Raw genomic sequence first — 16191 nt, 5'->3', positions numbered from 1 at the left:
TCGCTCATGAATGGCTCCGGCGCATCCCATCCGCCATGAGCTCAAGCCCGGAAAATCCTCCAGCCGGGCGGTCCAAAGTCCGGGAGCACCTCACCTTTACTTCTTTTTGTATCCTGAACCGGACCGAAAAGTGCGGGTCTACATTCCTGACCCGCAGGTGGAGGTTCCACGCCCTGGCAACGCACGAGACGGGGCGATCTGATTTACTGCACGCCAGACTACGCTGCTGTTCGCACGCGGGCGGCCCTAGCACAGATCGAAGCCACACGCTCGCAGAAGGCGGCCTTAGGTTCGACCCCAACCGCAGTTTAAACAGAAGTGACGCTGGCCGTGACTCCAACCCACTGAAGGAGCCCGGGTGCTGGAGCGCATGGTCGTCGAGCTCTGGCACCGCACCCGCACGCGCCTCAAGCAGACGTGGTTCAGTCGCGACTGCGTGGACTAACTCACAGCTTCTCGGAGATCAGGCGAAGACCAAAGCCTGCCAGCAGCGTTCCGATTGCCCGTCGATCCACGCTCCGAAGCGTTCGAATGTCGAGCGGGCTGGGCGAGTGGAAAGCAGGACAATCACCATGCTGTACCAGACGATCTCCAAAAGAAAGCCGCCGACGAAGATTGCCAGCTTTGTTGAAAATGCAGGTGGACTTGCCAGCTGCAATAACTCCTTCCACGACAACAATCGTCATGCAGCTCCGGATCACCGCCACGACCATATCGCCTTCCATCGCAGCGCCGCACTCTCCGCTGTTGGCAGCGGCATCATGGAATTCTTTATTGTTTCAGTTCAGAGGCGTAAGTCGCTTTCGGTGGTATTTGCTATCTAATGCCGCTTGTTTGCCTGTGCGGGGACCGTAGCGAAATCGTTGGCAGGCAGTTTCGAAGCCAACGAGGGCAGACTAGTCGAGGTCAAGGCTAGCCTTGTGCTACGGCATAGCCAGGCGACAATTCCTCGGGCTACTCCTGTAGCATTTATCGGTTGCTCTCATCGAAACCGATCTCCGGCATTAGATCACAGCCAGCAGCCCGCCGTCTACGAGCTGAACGGTGCCCGTGACGTAACTGGAGAGATCGGATCCTAGATAGGCAACCGCATCACCGATCTCAGACGGCTGGCCCAGACGGCGAAGCGGCGTACGCTTACGGAAGCCTTCCGAGGCTTCTGCGATACCGGGGCTTGTCCGGAGAAGCTCCGTATCAATCGTGCCGGGTGCGACGGCATTGACGCGGATCCCATATGGCCCCAGCGCGTCGGCGAGTGATTTAGCCATCAGGACAACACCGCCTTTACTAGTAGAATAGGCCACTGTTATGCCCGCGCCGGAGAGACCGCCCATGCTAGCCATCAGTATGATGCTTTCCTGCTTGCCTTTCGCCTTCATTTGAGCGGCAGCTGCCTGTGCTCCAAATAGTGGGCCGTCCAGATTGATTGCGAGAAGGCGGTGGAAATCCTCCTCGTTGACGTCTGCGCCGTCGTTTCTCAAAGTGATGCCTGCGTTGGCAACCATCACGTCCACTCCTCCAAATTCTTCAGAGGCCGCGATCAAGGCATCATTATCGGCACGACTACTTACATCCGCCTTTATAAAGATTGCCGTTCCACCTCGAACTCTGATTTCGTCGACGGTAGGATTGCCACCCTCTCTTGGGTTCTCGCTGATGTCTGACACGACAACCGCCTTAGCTCCGTGCTCAGCCGCGCGTATTGCGATCGCTCGTCCGATGCCACTAGAAGCACCGGTTACCACGACAACCTTTTCTCTCAGAAGGTCAGTCATTCCTATGCCCTCCGAACGAGTTAAGCGTTTGCAGCTGGAAGAGCATCCAGCTGGCCTAGCAACGAATAGAGGTTAGCGACGCCCCAGTGTTCAATGATCTTCCCATCAACCACACGCATCGCGTCTACTGTTTCGAACTTCACACGCTTGCCTGTTGGTTCCAGACCTAAGAAGATGCCCTGGTGTGTGCCGTGATAGGTTTTGTAAGTAGTGACGAGGTTCCCGTCCGCCGTCTGCCAATGAATGTCAGCATGAAAATCAGGAAAAGCAGCTCGCAGACCCTCGTAGAGCCCTCGCACACCTTCTTTATTCGGGATCATGTTAGGCTGAGGAGTGTGATCCACGAAGCTGTCTGAGAACAGCTCATCGAAGAGAGCGAAGTTCCCCTTGCCTTGTACTTCTTCAGTGTTACGGCGCACGATCTCGATCGCGCTGGCGCTTTCGGCGCTGCGGGTCATGATATTCTCCAACTTGTTGTTTGACTGTTAGATCTCGAAGCCACCGATGGTCATGCCGCCGTCGACGACAATCATCTGCCCCATCACGTAGCTAGATTCTGAAGAGGACAGCCACACCGCTGCGGCTGCGATCTCCGAGGGTTGACCTCCCCGTTTTGCGGGGATGGCCTTCTTGACTAGTTCTGCGAACGCAGGGTTTTGAGCGCTATTCGCCGCGACCATTGGCGTTTCAGTCCACCCGGGAGCCAGAGTGTTTACCCTGATCCCCCGAGCAGCGTTCTCCATCGCGGCAACACGAGTGAGGCCGTGGACACCATGCTTAGAAGCCGCATAGGCACTCATGTCGCCGGGACCCGTTAAAGCAGCCACAGACGCAGTATTCACGATGGTGCCACCCCCGGACCGTAGAAGTAGAGGAACCTGCTGCTTGATCCCTAGAAAGACGCTTTTCAGGTTTATCCGGATCACCCGGTCAAAGTCGTCATCTGGATAGTCTTCGATCCGCGACGTGCGTCCGGTGACACCCGCATTGTTGAAAGCTGCGTCCAGACGCCCGCCGTCTTTTTCAACTAAGTGAAAAAGGGCCTCCACCTGGACCTCATCGGAGACATCCACGACTGAGATGTCTAATCTTCCTCCGGCGTCTGCTGCGACCCGCTGAGTATCGTTTAGGCCCGTTTCGTTGAGGTCCGCTGCAAAGACGTAGGCTCCTCTGGCAGAAAACTGCAGCGCAGCCTCACGTCCAATACCGGAGCCCGCTCCAGTCACGACCACTACTTTCCCATCGAAATCATTTGCCATGACAGGCTCCTCAGCCGCAGATCTCATTTAGCTCGTCCAAAACGACGCGTTGCTGATCAGCCGAACACCTTGATCGCGGCGGCAGCGACGAGCTCTCCCTGATGTCTAGCACCCGCGAGATCGATTTCAGTCGGCTGACGAGAACCGTCACCACCTGCTACAGTGGTTGATCCATAGGGTGCGCCGCCGACAATCTCATCCGAACTCATCTGACCCTGGTGGCTGTACGGGAGCCCCACGATCATCATGCCGAAGTGAAGCAGGTTCGTGATGATCGAGAACAGGGTTGTTTCTTGACCCCCATGTTGGGTGCCAGTTGAAGCAAAGGCCGCGCCGATCTTTCCGTTCAGTGCGCCACGAGCCCATAATCCGCCAGCTTGATCAAGAAAGGCTGCCATTTGCGACGACATGCGTCCAAATCTCGTACCAGTGCCCATCACGATGGCGTCGTAATCCGCAAGCTCAGCTATGTTGGCTACAGGGGCGGCTTGGTCCAGTTTGAAATTGTACTTCCGTGCGATTTCTTCGGGAACCGTTTCCGGCACCCGCTTCACATCAACATGCGCGCCAGCAGAGCGGGCACCTTCAGCAATAGCGTAAGCCATCGTCTCGATGTGTCCGTAGGTCGAGTAGTAAAGAACAAGAACCTTAGCCATTATCATTGCTCCGTTTTCTGGTGTGTAATCTGATGTGAGGAAAGTGCCACGAACGAGTTCGATCAAACAGCCGAATAATTCCGGCCGTTATGTACAACTTCATAGATCATCGCACTGATTTGAAATTGCATAATCTCGCCATAAAGGAGCGGGAGCTTACTGAGCTGTTTTCGGATAGCCTCCGGACTGGTTGGCGCTATTAGGCGGCACGAAGCTGGCATCTACTTTGAGGGTGCATCTGCCCATCTGGTCGCAACCTCATGACGTGCTCCCGTCCAATTGCCATTCGGAACTGGAATCTTCCACCTATGATCCCTGTGGGGAAGGAGGAGAATTCCGTGAAGGCCTCGAAGTCTTCGGAGGCGCAGATCGCCTTTGTTCTGAAGCAGGCGGAGGACGGGAGGACGGTCGGAGAGGTCTGCCGCAAGGCAGGCATTTCGGATGGTACCTTCTACAACTGGCGCAAAAAGATACGGTGGTCTGATGCCGTCGGAGATGAAGCGCCTGCGGCAATTGCAGGAGGAGAACGCCAAACTGAAGTGCATCGTCGCGGACCTGTCGCTGGAAAGGCCATGCTCCAGGATGTGCTGTCAAAAAAGCTCTGAGGCCTGCCCGCAAGCGGTTGCTTGTCGATAAGCTGAGAGGTGAGTGGGAGGTCTCCACGCGGCGAACCTGTTCGGTGCTGAAGATCGACAGATCGCTCTATGTCTACAAGTCCAGGCGCGGCGAGCAGGCCAACTGAAGCTGAGGATCAAGACATCTGCCAGACGCGCGTACGCTATGGCTATCAGCGGATCCATGTGCTCCTGAACTGGGGGGGGGGGGGGTGGTCAATACAAACCGAATCTGTCGCCTTTACGGGGAGATGGGCCTCCAGCTCCGCATACGTAGTCGTATCAAAACAGATCTTCTATCGCTTTGCTGTTTGGAGAGAGGGGCGCTTAAGTGCCCCACTCTCTTTCAGACACTGCAGTTATTCTCGTACTTGTCCGACTCAAGCCTGCTTCAGGAAGCTCGGCCCGACGAGTGGCGACCCAAACTGCTGCAGGTGCAAGCTCTGGGCAATGGACCCTAGATCAACAGGAGCGAACTTAAGTGAGAAGATCAACGACGAAATCACTCTTCTCGCGTCTGGATCATTTCCAGAGAGAAAAACAACGCGTGTAGACTTGCCTTCCCTTGGATCAGACGCCAACACCGCCGCCGGGAGAGTGTTGAATGCTTTGACTACTCGAGCACCTGGGACAGCTTCTGCTACGATGTCAGTTGAAGCACGGCCTTGAAGATCTGCTGGCTTGAACTCCGGGAACTTGATGGCATTGGTCGCATCGACGACGACGCGGCCGTTCCATTCCTTCGCACCCTTAACAGCCTCGCTCACAGCATCGAACGGCACTGCGAGTATCACGACATCTGCACCCAGCGCTTCATCGAGTGGTACTGCTTGAAGCCTTCCGTTCGAGGCCCCTACGATCTCGCTCAAAGTTTCCGGTCCTCGACTGTTCGCGATTAGAGCGTCAACGCCAGCTTCGGCGAACCGCTTAGCCAGTGCGCCGCCAATGGCACCTGAGCCGATAATTGAATAGGTCATTTTAGAGTTCTCCGTTGTGGTTGATTTAGATGTTAAAGTCGCCAGGCAGAGGCGTGTACTCACTGTCGCCGGGTACTCCCGGAAAGCGGCGCTCGCGCCAATCTCTCGCCGCCTCATGAATGCGTTCAGTGGATGTGGACACAAAGTTCCACTGGATGTGCCGCTTCTCAGGAAGGGGTTCGCCACCAAGCACTATGATGCGAGATGCGGTCACTGCAGTGATGACAATCTCGGCCCCTGGCTTGAAGACGATGAGGCGGTTGTCGGAAAAGGTCCCCTCTTGGCCGCCAATGGTAACGGTGCCACTTGAGAGGAAGAGCGCTCGTTCGATATGCTCTCCGTCAATCCGGTACTTTGCGCCTTTCTCCAGCACCAGCTCCCCGTAGAACAGATCCGAGAACTGCCGCGCAGGAGACCGGCGACCATGCAGGCTGCCCGCGAGCAATTTAAAGCCTATGCCATCGCCTTCTATGGTCGGGATTTCCGAGCCCGAGATGTGTTGGAACCCGGGATCTGTTTCTTCAAACTGAGTTGGCAGGGCCACCCAGCTCTGAAAGCCAAACAGCTTTGACGTCTTCGCACGGTCGCTATCACTAGTCCGTTCGGAATGAACGATGCCGCGTCCCGCAACCATCACGTTCACTTCTCCTGCGCCAATCGGCTGCTCGTAGCTCTCGCTATCGCGATGGATGAGTTCCCCATCGACAAGATAGGTGATCGTGCTCAGGCCAATGTGTGGGTGGGGCCTAGAGTCAATTCCCTGCCCCGGCTCCAGGATCACGGGGCCGAAACTGTCGAGGAATATGAAGGGGCCGACCATTCGCCGCATGGCGGAGGGAAGCGCTCGGCGAACTTCAAACCCTCCGAGGTCACGGGTGTTGGGAAGGACGACACGTTCAACTTCGGCATTTGAGAGGTAAGTCATCGTTTTCATCCCGTTACTTGCTGTTGACCGAATACTAGACGGGCTAGACGTTCGATGAAACCTGTATAAAGTAGACGATAATGTTCAAGGAGATTGATATGTCTGAGCCAGGCACGCCGACCGTAGACCAGCTTCGAGTGTTCATAACAGTGGTGGAAGCGGGTAGTTTTGCGGGTGCCGCTAGAAAGCTCAATCGAGCTACCTCCGTCATTAGCTACACCATCGCAAATCTTGAGCTGCAGCTGGGCGTGTCGCTGTTCGACCGCCTCACAACTAAGAAACCTCAGCTGACGTTGGAAGGCCGTACTGTTCTGTCCGAGGCACGTGCCGTCTCCAATGGGATAAACAACTTGCGAGCGAAAGTGAAAGGGATGCTGCAGGGAGTTGAGCCTGAGATCAATCTTGCGCTTGACGTCATGCTTCCCGCCGCTCGGGTTACCGACGCTCTGAAGGCGTTTAGGGAGGCTTACCCGAACGTAAACCTCAAGCTTTACATTGAGGCGCTCGGGGCGGTCACGCAGATGGTTCGGAACCGAGACGCTACAATCGGCATCAGTGGCCCGCTTGATGTCGAGATCGACGGCCTGGAGCGGGTCGGCGTTGGTCACGTTGATCTTATTCCCGTAGCGGCACCTGACCACCCGCTTGCCCGAGCTGGGCGGAACGAGCCGGGAGCCGGACGGGAGCATATTCAGCTCGTGCTCACAGACAGATCGACGCTGACACAAGGCCTGGAGTTCGCGGTGGTTGCGACGCGCACTTGGCGGCTCGCCGATCTGGGAGCCAAGCATATGCTGCTGAAGGAAGGCGTTGGTTGGGGTAACATGCCGGAGCCGATGGTCAGGGATGATATTGCGGCAGGGCGTCTCGTAGTACTGGACATGCCTGACTGCAAAGGGGGGCAGTACCGCCTTCAGGCAATCTACCAGACCGACACCCCGCCAGGTCCTGCTGCCTCATTCCTGATATCCCGCTTCGAAGGGCAAAGCGCAAATAGCGTGTAGGCTCATTATATGCCTCCCTTAAGCCGCTTGGCCTCCGACACGTCCATGCCACCGGATTTGGCCTTCCATTTGTAGATGCTGGCATCGCTGACGCCATGCTTCCGGCAAAGCTGCGAGACTGGCGTCCCCGCCTCATGCAATGCATCCTTCGGTATGCCAACAACCTGCTCGTCTGTAAAACGGCTGCCCTTCATTCTGTGGTTCTCTCGATAGGCCAGAGCTTACTTCCGATGGGGTTAACCCAGCGGAGCAAGGGCACGATGACTGCAAATTGCGCGCTCCTGCCGAAGCTTCCCGCTCTTGAACGGATTCGAACCGTCGACCTGCCATTACTTCGGGTGGAAGTTGGCAGATAAACGCGGCTGATCAAGCACCTGGTCCATTTGGAATGTCCCGAAGGGGGCCGATTGGAGACCGGCAGCTTCTGGCGGTGGAGTATCTACAGCAGACGTCTTCTCGTCCGGATCGCCGTATTGCTCAATTACGAGTTTCGCGGCCTCGCGCGATTCCTCCGGCCAGGCTTGTAAGATGGTTTCCAATCCTTCACTCATGGGTGTCTCCAGGGGCGCCGCCGAAATCAATAGGAAAGGACGGGAGCCTGCCTCTGTAGTCGGCTCTGCGTGACGCCGCGTTAGCCGCCCTTGATGACGATCCGTCACCGTTACTTCCCAGCCTCCAACCAGGGAAAGTTTCCCGTGGTGTTCCCGCATGTGGAGCATTTCTTCTGCGGTGACCCGAGCTGCTCTCAACTATGCTAGCAGGATTTCAAAGCTATTCCTTGCTGGGCAGAATGCTGCTCAAGACCTGACGTGCCGTTCCTTTCATCACGCCGACCTCGTTTGGATCACCCTTCCACAGTGCCTGTGTCATCGACTTCATCTGCTTGAAGTTGATGTGAGGCGGCAACGGAGGGACTTCTGGATCCGTCTTCACTTCCAGCACCACAGGATGACCAGCCGAAATGGCAGATTGCCAGGCTTCTCCGACCTGCTTGGGATCGTCGACAAAGATCCCGCCAAGGCCGATCATCTCAGCGAACCTGTGATAGGGGACGTCCGGGATCCGTTGGGAGGCATCGAACTTCGGATCCCCCTGCATGACGCGCTGCTCCCAGGTCACCTGGTTGAGATCCTCGTTGTTAAAGACACAGATGACAAAGCGGGGGTCACTCCAGCTCTTCCAGTATTTCGCGACCGTGATCAGTTCGGCCATATTGTTCATCTGCATGGCGCCGTCTCCGACAAGGCCGATGACCGGACGTTCCGGGTGGGCGAATTTGGCTGCGATGGCATAAGGGACCGCAGCGCCCATGGACGCGAGGCCGCCGGAGAGCGATGTCATCATGCCTCGGCGCATCTTCACATCGCGTGCAAACCAGTTGGCGCAGGAGCCGGAGTCGCTGGTGATCACCACGTTGTCGGGAAGACGAGACGATAATTCCCACGCCACAAGCTGTGGGTTGACCGGGTTCGCCTCCGCCTGTGCCCGCTTCTCCAACACTTCCCACCAGTCACGCACGTTTTCTTCAATCTCAGCACGCCACTCCGAATCCTTCTGCTGCAGCCGAGGCAGAAGCAGTTTCAGGGTTTCTGCTGCATCTCCCACGAGATTGACGTCCATCGGATAGCGCAGCGACAGCATCTCCGGCTTGATATCGATCTGCACCGCCCTCGCCTGCCCTTCTTCAGGAAGGAACTCGGCGTAAGGAAAGCCAGACCCGATCATCAGCAAGGTATCGCATTCCTTCATCAGGTCCGACGAAGGCTGGGTGCCGAGCAGGCCGATGGAACCCGTCACCCAAGGCAGGTCATCCGGGAGAACGGCTTTTCCAAGAAGCGCCTTAGCGACCCCCGCCTGCAGGCGGTCCGCGACCGCCAAAACTTCATCTGTGGCTCCAAGAGCTCCGGCTCCAACCAGAAGTGCGACCTTCTTGCCTTGGTTCAGGATCTCCGCCGCTGCGTCGAGGTCAGCGTCCTGGGGTACCGTCTTCGGCGCATGATAGCCTACTCCTGAATGCAAAGTGCCATGCTCGCGAGCTGGTTCTTCATAAGGCAGCTCCTGAAGATCATTTGGCAGGATGAGCGCTGTCACGGTCCTGTTTCCCAGCGCAATGCGAACCGCTCGGTCAACCAGATGCCGCACCTGGGCAGCGGTGGATGCCTGATGCACAAAATCGCCCGCAACGTCCTTGAACAGCGAGGCGAGATCGAGCTCCTGTTGATAATGCCCACCGAGTGCTGCACGCGCCTGCTGGCCGACGATAGCAAGGACCGGCTGATGGTCGAGCCTTGCATCATAGAGGCCGGTGACGAGGTGAGCAGCACCTGGACCCGACGTCGCGATGCAGACCCCAAGCTCACCGGAAAACTTCGCATAGGCGGCGGCCATAAAGGCCGCCATCTCTTCATGCCTCGCCTGGATGAACTCGATTGCACCGTCGGCACGATTAAGCGCGCCGAACAACCCGTTGATACCGTCACCCGGATAGCCGAACATCCGGCGGACACCCCATTGGTGGAGACGAGACACGATGAAGTCACTGACCGTTCGGGACATTGGAACACCTTCTGCGTGATCGGGAGCTCGAAGCGGAAACCAACCGACAGCTTGGATGTTCCCTCGCTTGCAACGGGGCACAGGAGGGCGGATCAAGAACAGAATTGGTCATGAACGCCACATGCTGTTCCGATTGGGGGAACTGCGGCTGATGAGGGGTGTTAGAGCCAGAGGAGGAACCATGATGTTGCAGTCCCTGCTGGCAGAAATTTTCGGCGCAGTACCAGCCCCGCAAGCGGGAGCAGTGGCTCGTCTCGTTCCCGACAAGCGTGCGCTGGTGATCTTCGAAGACAGTCTTGTACCTGTTCGCAAATGGCAGACGGACTTGCTGAAGGTCGATCAAGATGCGTTGCGCGAACTGGATGTCGCTGTTCTCTGTCTCGCCGCCGACGGCGAACCGTCGATGGTCAATGGTCAACCTCAAGCACTGCCAGTCGCCGATCTACGGCGCGAATTGCAGGCTGACGGCGGGAAGTTTGAACTCTTTCTGGTCGAACGCGATGGTACCGTCATCCTCAGATCCGACGTGCCTCTCACTGTAGCGGAGTTGCAAAAGGCCGTCTCGGCGACGTCAGGGGAGAAGAGGAATTCTAAGCATTCGCCGATCAACGCCGCGCGCGAAGGAAGCGACCTGAATGGCTAAACCGAGACATGAAGAACAAACGTCCGGGCGCTGAGAACCCTAACAAGCTTCGCCGACGATCATCTGTGGGTGCCTGGATCGCCGGGATATTGGTTGTCGTCGTCGCGGTGCTTCTATGGGCGCAGGTTGACCGTTCCCCCGACAACCCAACTACCTCTTCGACGACGACTCCACCTAATTCCGATGATCCCGCCCCAGCCGGTCCGGCGATCGCGCCTGCCAATACATCGACACCAGGAGGCTGACGATTTTGTGGTGGAGCGTTTCATGACCCTTAGCCTCGGTAGTTCGAGATGATCTGGGTCTAAGGCTCGTCCCGATACGTGGACGCCCGTTTGGTTGAGGATAACTGCAGGAACTTCACCTTGCCCGGAAAGTTGAGAGGAAACGCTGAGTTGCATCTGCCAAAGATTTTCGTCTCCTGTAGGGATTGTTTGTGTGAATCAAGTGCCGCCTCCTTCCTCAGTTTTGCCAAAAACCTTACTTTCAGCCGTCAGTGAGGCAAGCCGGTTGGATACACTGAAGGTTCTGACCAGCGTTGTACTCCCCACCTTCGGTAAAGGCGTCATCATCCGGCGTCCCGCGGTGGAGGGACTGGCAGGACGGTTCAATTTGGATCTGTCTGCGGTCCGCTTGATGCAGAAGCTCCGTCGGAAGTATGGAGCCTCGCCGCTTCTGCTGAAGATCCCGTTCAGGCCGCAGTTGCTTCTTCTCGGGGCGAAGGATGTTGAGTTCGTCTTGTCGCGGGCCCCACAACCTTTCAGCCCGGCCACAAAAGAGAAGCGCGCCGCGCTCAATCACCTCGAGCCGGGGAATGTACTCATTTCTGATCCGCCACGACGGGCACAGACACGGCCTTATCACGAGGCCGCCCTGGCGACGTCCGAGCGTCACCACCCTCTCGTTTCCAGGTTTCAAGCGGTGATCGATGAAGAGATCGAACGGATTATTTCAGCCGATGGGCGCCAGGAGCTCGATTGGCCATTGTTTGCGGCTGCTTGGTTCAAAATCGTTCGCCGCCTCGTTCTCGGCGACAGCGCAAGGGAAGACGAGGGATTGACAGACCTGCTCAATCACCTCCGCAGTCGGTCAAACTGGGCCTTCTTCCTGAGAAAGGACAGAAAGCTACTCGAGGAGTTTCAGCGGATTGTTCAGAGATATGCTGACCGCTCGGAAGGTGGCAGCTTGGTAGGTTTCGGTCCGAAAGATCAATCGATCAATCCGCCAAGCCAGATTGCGCAATGGCTTTTTGCTTTCGACCCTGCTGGAATGGCTACCTTCCGTACCTTGGCTCTGCTCGCCACATATCCTGAGCATCTGGCGGCGGCGCAAGCGGAGGCGTTAGCTGGCGAGACCGAGCGCCCCCTTACGCGAGCGTATTTTCTTGAGGCGCTGCGACTTTGGCCGACTACCCCGGCGATCTTGCGCGAGACGACAACGGAGATCGCTGTGCCTAAAGTCAAAGAGGGGACCGGCCTCATCATCTTCACGCCATTCTTCCATCGAGATGACGCCAATCTGAAGTGTGCCCACAGAATGGAGCCGTCAATTTGGCTTGACGGTGATGACGCTCTACCTCTCAAGGGACTTGTTCCCTTCAGCGCCGGACCGGCGATGTGTCCTGCTCACAATCTGGTACCCCTTGTTGCCACAATGGCAATCGGAGCCATTTTAGCAAGAGCATCTATCAAGTTGACAAGCCCCACGATGGCCCCAAGCGCACTCCCCGGAACGCTCGACCACTTCGCACTGAAGTTCGACGCCCGTCGCTCAACTTCTTCCGGCACATAAGCAACAAACGCGTCAAAAACGTCCAACTAGAACACCTCGTCGAAACCTCTCGACCTTCTTGCGGTTGGGCCCTCGCCGTGCAGGGACGCGGTTCGTCACCTGGCGTCGGCGCGGCAGTCATCGCTGTACGGACGAAGATCCGCCGGCAATACAGTGGCGATGGCAGCCGATCCCAGGCTGGGGACAAGAACAACCGGACCGGCTGCGGGCGATAGAATGGGATAGCGGTGATCCTGGAAGAGTTGCGCTCTTCTCCTTCAGCGAACGCCAAAGCAACCTTTCAAACGTGGGAGAAGAGAGATGACCAAGGACGCTATCACTTATCCACCTCTTGATACACCGAAGGCGCTCGCTGAAGACGTATGGATCGTCGACAGTGGCCCGCTGAATGCGATGGGTACGATACCCCTACCTGTCCGGATGACCATCCTGCGGCTTGCCGACAAGTCGCTGCTGCTCCACTCACCCACGAAATACAGTCTTGACCTGCACAAGGAGATCGAGAGGCTGGGTCCTATTGCTCATTTCGTTGCCCCGAATATTGCTCACTGGACCTATCTTGAAGAGTGGCAAAGGCATGTGCCGCACGCAACCACATGGGCTGCCCCAGGCCTGCGGCAACGCGCTCAGGTCAAGAAATTCGACGTGCGGCTCGATCATGACCTTTCATCCCGATCACCCGCTGCTTGGGCGGACGAGATCGATCAGGTGGTGGTGCCAGGTATCGCCGGCTTCTGCGAGATCTGTTTCTATCATCGTGCAAGCCGGACGCTTATCTTGACCGACCTCGTGCAAAACCTGGAACCACGCAAGCTCTCCGGCTTATTTCGCGGGATGGCAAGAATCGCCGGTGTTGTTGCTCCAACCGGAAAGGCGCCAATCTACTTGCGCGCGATCGTGAGGCTCAAAGGACATGCGGCGAAGGAAGCAGCGCGTCAGTTGGTGGCATTTGACCCTGCAACCGTCATTTTCGCGCATGGTCGGCCATTCGACCGGAATGCGAGGGAGCAACTCGAAACGTCCTTGAGCTGGCTGCTTTGATCGCGCCGATCGCGGCAGGCGCTGCTCAGGCGCCTGAAGTCATCGCTCTATTAGCGTTCATCTACGACGTCCGAATGCTTCTGCCGCTGCTGCACCACCCGCCATAGCCGCGATCGCAAGCATGGCGAACATGATTGGGCGGCTGGCAAATCGGTTCGGCGATCGCATCCCTCCGTCGATTCCGCCGGGTTCGGACGGTGGCGAAAAGACGTTCCCGCTGCTTTGTGCAACACGATCTGCTCGTTGGAAATAGGAAGCCATGAACCGCCCGAGGATCCGGGTGGACAGGTTTGGCGCCAGCAGGTGGGCAAGCCGCGCCGCGTTGGTGACCGATCCCACGGTGGTCGTGGCCCTTGGTGCCCGGGTAACGGCCACAATGGCGTCTGCTACATCTCGCGGATCAACAAGCGGCGGAGGCGCGCTCATCTTTCGCCCGACATAGTTCGCGCCGTGGCTGATGCCCGGTGTGTCGACGAAGGCCGGATAGATGTCACAGATGTGGACATCGGGCTGGTCCGCCAATTCAGCGCGCAGGGCCTCTGCAAAGCCACGCAGGCCAAACTTGCTCGCGCTGTAGGCGGCGGCGAACGGCGCTGCGGCAAATCCTCCAAGCGAGATCATGTTGACGAAAATGCCGTAGCCCTGTTGGAGAAAAATCGGCAGCACCGCATGAGCGTCGTTCATGTGTCCGATCAGATTGGCGCGAATGACCCGTTCGTGCGCCTCGATCGGCGTCTCCTGGAAGCGCCCAACCGCGCCAACGCCGACATTGCTGACCCATATATCGATCCTGCCGAAGGTCATCGCTCGCTCGGCAAGCCGCTTCACAGCATCGGCATCGGTGACGTCCGTTTCCACGGTGATGGCTTGGCTTCCCATGCGCCGGCACTGCTCGGCAACGGCGTTAAGAGCATCCAGATCGCGTGCCGCGATGACCAGCCGGCTCCCCTGCCGCGCGAATGCCAGAGCAGTCGCCTCGCCTATTCCACTAGAGGCTCCCGTGATCACCACCACCGCATTCTTCAGATCGACTTTCATGTCCTTGCTCCGATGCTGCAGCAGTCGCTGTTCATGGGTTGTTGATGCTTGGCAGGAAGAACTCGACGTCCTTGCGCCGCTCATCATCAAGAGGCTCGATCTTACCCATCCAGAACGCTTCCGCCTCCGGAGGGTCCTCTTCCCATTTTCGGATATCGGTGATGTTGTCGTCGATCTTCGACTTCCGGCGCCCGCAAGACGTAGATACTCCTCGGCGAGTTTACGCGCCTCAGTCTTGTTCTCGCGGTTCGACTGTTCAATTGCTGCCATTGGCTTCCCTGACGTTCGTCGGTCGGTGAGACAGAGTTATCCCGGTCCATTATCTCCCGAGAGACAAACATTTTTCGATGGCCGATGTTTCATGAGTCCGTCCGCAAGTTTCGGCCGTGCCCCTACTGGCCGGCGAATCCGAAATACCAGGCAACTGCAGGAACCGTGGCGAGTAGCGGGGCGGATATCGCGACAAGCAGTCCATCACGCGTCAAAAAGCCTGCTGCGACACATGCAATGATCGCCGAAGCGATAGAGCCAGAGGTGGGTATGACCTCCATAAACGGCATGAACAGCGTCAGAATGAGGATCAAAGAGAGCGGCACGCACATCACTGGCGGCGTCACCAGGGCGACCAGGCGCTCCTTGAGAAACCCTTCCACAAAGCGAACGGGCTTACGCAGCCACTGAATACCTTTGCACAGCTTGTCTCTGGACAGGCGGCGCCGCGAGATGAACTTTGGCAGCCATAATGAATGGCGTCCCCCGATCATCTGAATCACAAGCAAGAACTCGATCCCCGCAACCACGGCGGTGACGCCGGGAATGGCACTCGCCGGAGAGGTCGAGATCAGTGCAAAGAGCAGCATCAGTGCCGCAAAAGACTGCGGCCCAGTTTCTCCGACGAGTTCGCTGATCGCAACATCGTCACCTTCGAGCGAGTGCTCGAGGTGATCCAGAAGATCCGTGAGAGCCCGCATCCCCAATGACCTACTTCCCCTGATGCTTCACTGACAAAGCAGGTTGACGACACTGCCTGCAATTTTTGGCTGCTGCCGCGCGAGCGAATTCGCCGACAAGTTCTCCCTCGGCCAGCACATGCCCCTCCATTGCCTGAAGGACTGATCGAGAATGACAGATGTGGGCGCTACTGACTTGCGCCTATTTCCTCTTGACCTTGCCCTGCTCTCCTCCAATCTGATGCACAGCTCGGAACCCTTCGGGAGGCTCAACGTTGAGTGGTCAAATACAGCGTGCGGCACTCTCTCGTGCGCTCCAGTAGGCGGCGCGCTCCCGACATTCTCCTGCAATCGCGCTGCCTGCCTTCCCTTAGAAAGGCCAGGATTTTGTGAACATCGTATTTGCGAGTTCAACCGCCCATCATTGTTGCTAGTTGAGCTGATCGCTGGTGCGAAAAGCCGACGCGGTACGTGCTGGCTTGGCCGTCGATCTCATAGATCAAGCCGCTGCTCGTGCCAAATCGTTGAGAGCTTTGTGACGTGACGCCGCTTCCAGCAGAGCAGGAACAGTGTCGCTGCCTTCGCGAAAGAGGTTGATGAAGACTGACGCGGCTAACTCGCTTTCCATGCTTTGACGCCTCAGACCGTACTGTGAGCTCCACTGGTCCAGCGCCTCTTCCAGTATGGCCAGTTCTGCGGGACCGAATGTCGTATCGAGGAATCTCTTCATCACGATGTCCTTGTCTTCGGCTCCATGTGGCTAAGTGCATTCAAAGCTTCAATGGCTAAGCTGCTGCCAATCCAAGTCGCAATGAGCAGCCTCAAAGTCCGAAATGCGGGCGCAAAGCGGTCTGCAAAGCGGTCATAGCCTCGCTCTTGAAAGACCTCGAACTCTCGACACCATGTTTGTCTTCGCCAGTTCGAGTCAAATCAACTCCTTGGCTTTCGAAGCGGACGACAGC

General features: G+C 57.2%; 16 protein-coding genes and 2 pseudogenes. 6 read left to right on the top strand and 12 right to left on the bottom strand.

The features are described from left to right. Positions 1-572: 572 nt before the first annotated feature. Positions 573-824 carry a hypothetical protein gene (locus LXM96_RS21005; RefSeq protein WP_240000510.1) on the top strand — a complete coding sequence of 84 codons (252 nt, stop codon included), beginning with the start codon at positions 573-575 and terminating at the stop codon, positions 822-824. Between the two features lie 180 nt (positions 825-1004). Here the strand turns inward: LXM96_RS21005 and LXM96_RS21000 are convergent, their stop codons facing one another. Genes LXM96_RS21000 through wrbA form a run of 4 tightly spaced genes read right to left on the bottom strand, consistent with a single transcriptional unit; the run spans position 1005 to position 3690 of the window. After that, positions 1005-1775 (bottom strand): SDR family oxidoreductase, encoded by a 771-nt coding sequence (locus LXM96_RS21000; RefSeq protein WP_262913791.1) that lies wholly within the window; start codon positions 1773-1775, stop codon positions 1005-1007. Between the two features lie 20 nt (positions 1776-1795). After that, positions 1796-2233: an ester cyclase gene (locus LXM96_RS20995; RefSeq protein ID WP_240000509.1), complete on the bottom strand. Its 438-nt coding sequence runs from the start codon at positions 2231-2233 to the stop codon at positions 1796-1798. Between the two features lie 27 nt (positions 2234-2260). Next, on the bottom strand, positions 2261-3034 hold the full coding sequence (locus tag LXM96_RS20990) for an SDR family NAD(P)-dependent oxidoreductase (RefSeq protein ID WP_240000508.1): 774 nt from the start codon (positions 3032-3034) through the stop codon (positions 2261-2263). 56 nt (positions 3035-3090) lie between these two features. Beyond that, positions 3091-3690: an NAD(P)H:quinone oxidoreductase gene (gene wrbA / locus LXM96_RS20985; RefSeq protein WP_240000507.1), complete on the bottom strand. Its 600-nt coding sequence runs from the start codon at positions 3688-3690 to the stop codon at positions 3091-3093. Positions 3691-4028: 338 nt separating this feature from the next. Here wrbA and LXM96_RS20980 point away from each other — a divergent pair. Beyond that, a pseudogene (locus LXM96_RS20980) lies at positions 4029-4600 on the top strand (transposase); the annotation flags it as partial. A gap of 84 nt (positions 4601-4684) precedes the next feature. Here LXM96_RS20980 and LXM96_RS20975 read toward each other — a convergent pair. Both LXM96_RS20975 and LXM96_RS20970 read right to left on the bottom strand, forming a co-directional pair. Then, complete coding sequence (locus tag LXM96_RS20975) at positions 4685-5281, bottom strand: NADPH-dependent F420 reductase (RefSeq protein ID WP_240000506.1); 597 nt, start codon at positions 5279-5281, stop codon at positions 4685-4687. A gap of 25 nt (positions 5282-5306) precedes the next feature. After that, on the bottom strand, positions 5307-6206 hold the full coding sequence (locus LXM96_RS20970) for a pirin family protein (protein ID WP_240000505.1): 900 nt from the start codon (positions 6204-6206) through the stop codon (positions 5307-5309). A 98-nt stretch (positions 6207-6304) separates the two neighbouring features. On the opposite strand from LXM96_RS20970, the gene LXM96_RS20965 reads away from it, so the two are divergent. Continuing rightward, positions 6305-7210, top strand: coding sequence for a LysR family transcriptional regulator (locus tag LXM96_RS20965; protein ID WP_240000504.1), 906 nt, complete (start codon positions 6305-6307; stop codon positions 7208-7210). Positions 7211-7227: 17 nt separating this feature from the next. Here the strand turns inward: LXM96_RS20965 and LXM96_RS20960 are convergent. The 3 genes and pseudogenes from LXM96_RS20960 to LXM96_RS20950 form a co-directional block, all read right to left on the bottom strand. Next, positions 7228-7404 (bottom strand): annotated as a pseudogene (locus LXM96_RS20960) (transposase); the annotation flags it as partial. 135 nt (positions 7405-7539) lie between these two features. Further along, positions 7540-7761, bottom strand: coding sequence for a hypothetical protein (locus LXM96_RS20955; protein WP_240000503.1), 222 nt, complete (start codon positions 7759-7761; stop codon positions 7540-7542). A gap of 220 nt (positions 7762-7981) precedes the next feature. Continuing rightward, a complete protein-coding gene (locus tag LXM96_RS20950; protein WP_240000502.1) occupies positions 7982-9766 on the bottom strand; it encodes a thiamine pyrophosphate-requiring protein in 1785 nt (594 codons plus the stop codon). A 181-nt stretch (positions 9767-9947) separates the two neighbouring features. Between LXM96_RS20950 and LXM96_RS20945 the strand changes: the two genes are divergently transcribed. The 3 genes from LXM96_RS20945 to LXM96_RS20935 all read left to right on the top strand — a co-directional run bounded on the left by LXM96_RS20945 (position 9948) and on the right by LXM96_RS20935 (position 13241). Continuing rightward, a complete protein-coding gene (locus tag LXM96_RS20945; RefSeq protein WP_240000501.1) occupies positions 9948-10409 on the top strand; it encodes a DUF4174 domain-containing protein in 462 nt (153 codons plus the stop codon). A gap of 438 nt (positions 10410-10847) precedes the next feature. Next, the gene (locus LXM96_RS20940) at positions 10848-12200 is read left to right on the top strand and encodes a cytochrome P450 (RefSeq protein WP_240000500.1); all 1353 of its coding nucleotides are present in this window, start codon (positions 10848-10850) and stop codon (positions 12198-12200) included. A gap of 300 nt (positions 12201-12500) precedes the next feature. Next, entirely contained in the window at positions 12501-13241 is a 741-nt protein-coding gene (locus LXM96_RS20935; RefSeq protein ID WP_240000499.1) for a DUF4336 domain-containing protein, read from the top strand. Between the two features lie 57 nt (positions 13242-13298). Here the strand turns inward: LXM96_RS20935 and LXM96_RS20930 are convergent, their stop codons facing one another. The 3 genes from LXM96_RS20930 to LXM96_RS20920 all read right to left on the bottom strand — a co-directional run bounded on the left by LXM96_RS20930 (position 13299) and on the right by LXM96_RS20920 (position 15959). Next, a complete protein-coding gene (locus LXM96_RS20930) occupies positions 13299-14279 on the bottom strand; it encodes an SDR family oxidoreductase (protein WP_240000498.1) in 981 nt (326 codons plus the stop codon). 392 nt (positions 14280-14671) lie between these two features. Continuing rightward, on the bottom strand, positions 14672-15250 hold the full coding sequence (locus tag LXM96_RS20925) for an exopolysaccharide biosynthesis protein (RefSeq protein ID WP_240000497.1): 579 nt from the start codon (positions 15248-15250) through the stop codon (positions 14672-14674). 478 nt (positions 15251-15728) lie between these two features. Further along, the gene (locus LXM96_RS20920) at positions 15729-15959 is read right to left on the bottom strand and encodes a hypothetical protein (protein ID WP_240000496.1); all 231 of its coding nucleotides are present in this window, start codon (positions 15957-15959) and stop codon (positions 15729-15731) included. Positions 15960-16191 lie beyond the last annotated feature (232 nt).

The sequence above is a fragment of the Rhizobium halophilum genome, assembly GCF_021648825.1.
In the GTDB taxonomy this organism is placed as follows: domain Bacteria; phylum Pseudomonadota; class Alphaproteobacteria; order Rhizobiales; family Rhizobiaceae; genus Neorhizobium; species Neorhizobium halophilum.
Note: the sequence above shows the minus strand (reverse complement) of the source record. Positions and strands in the feature narration are given on the sequence as shown.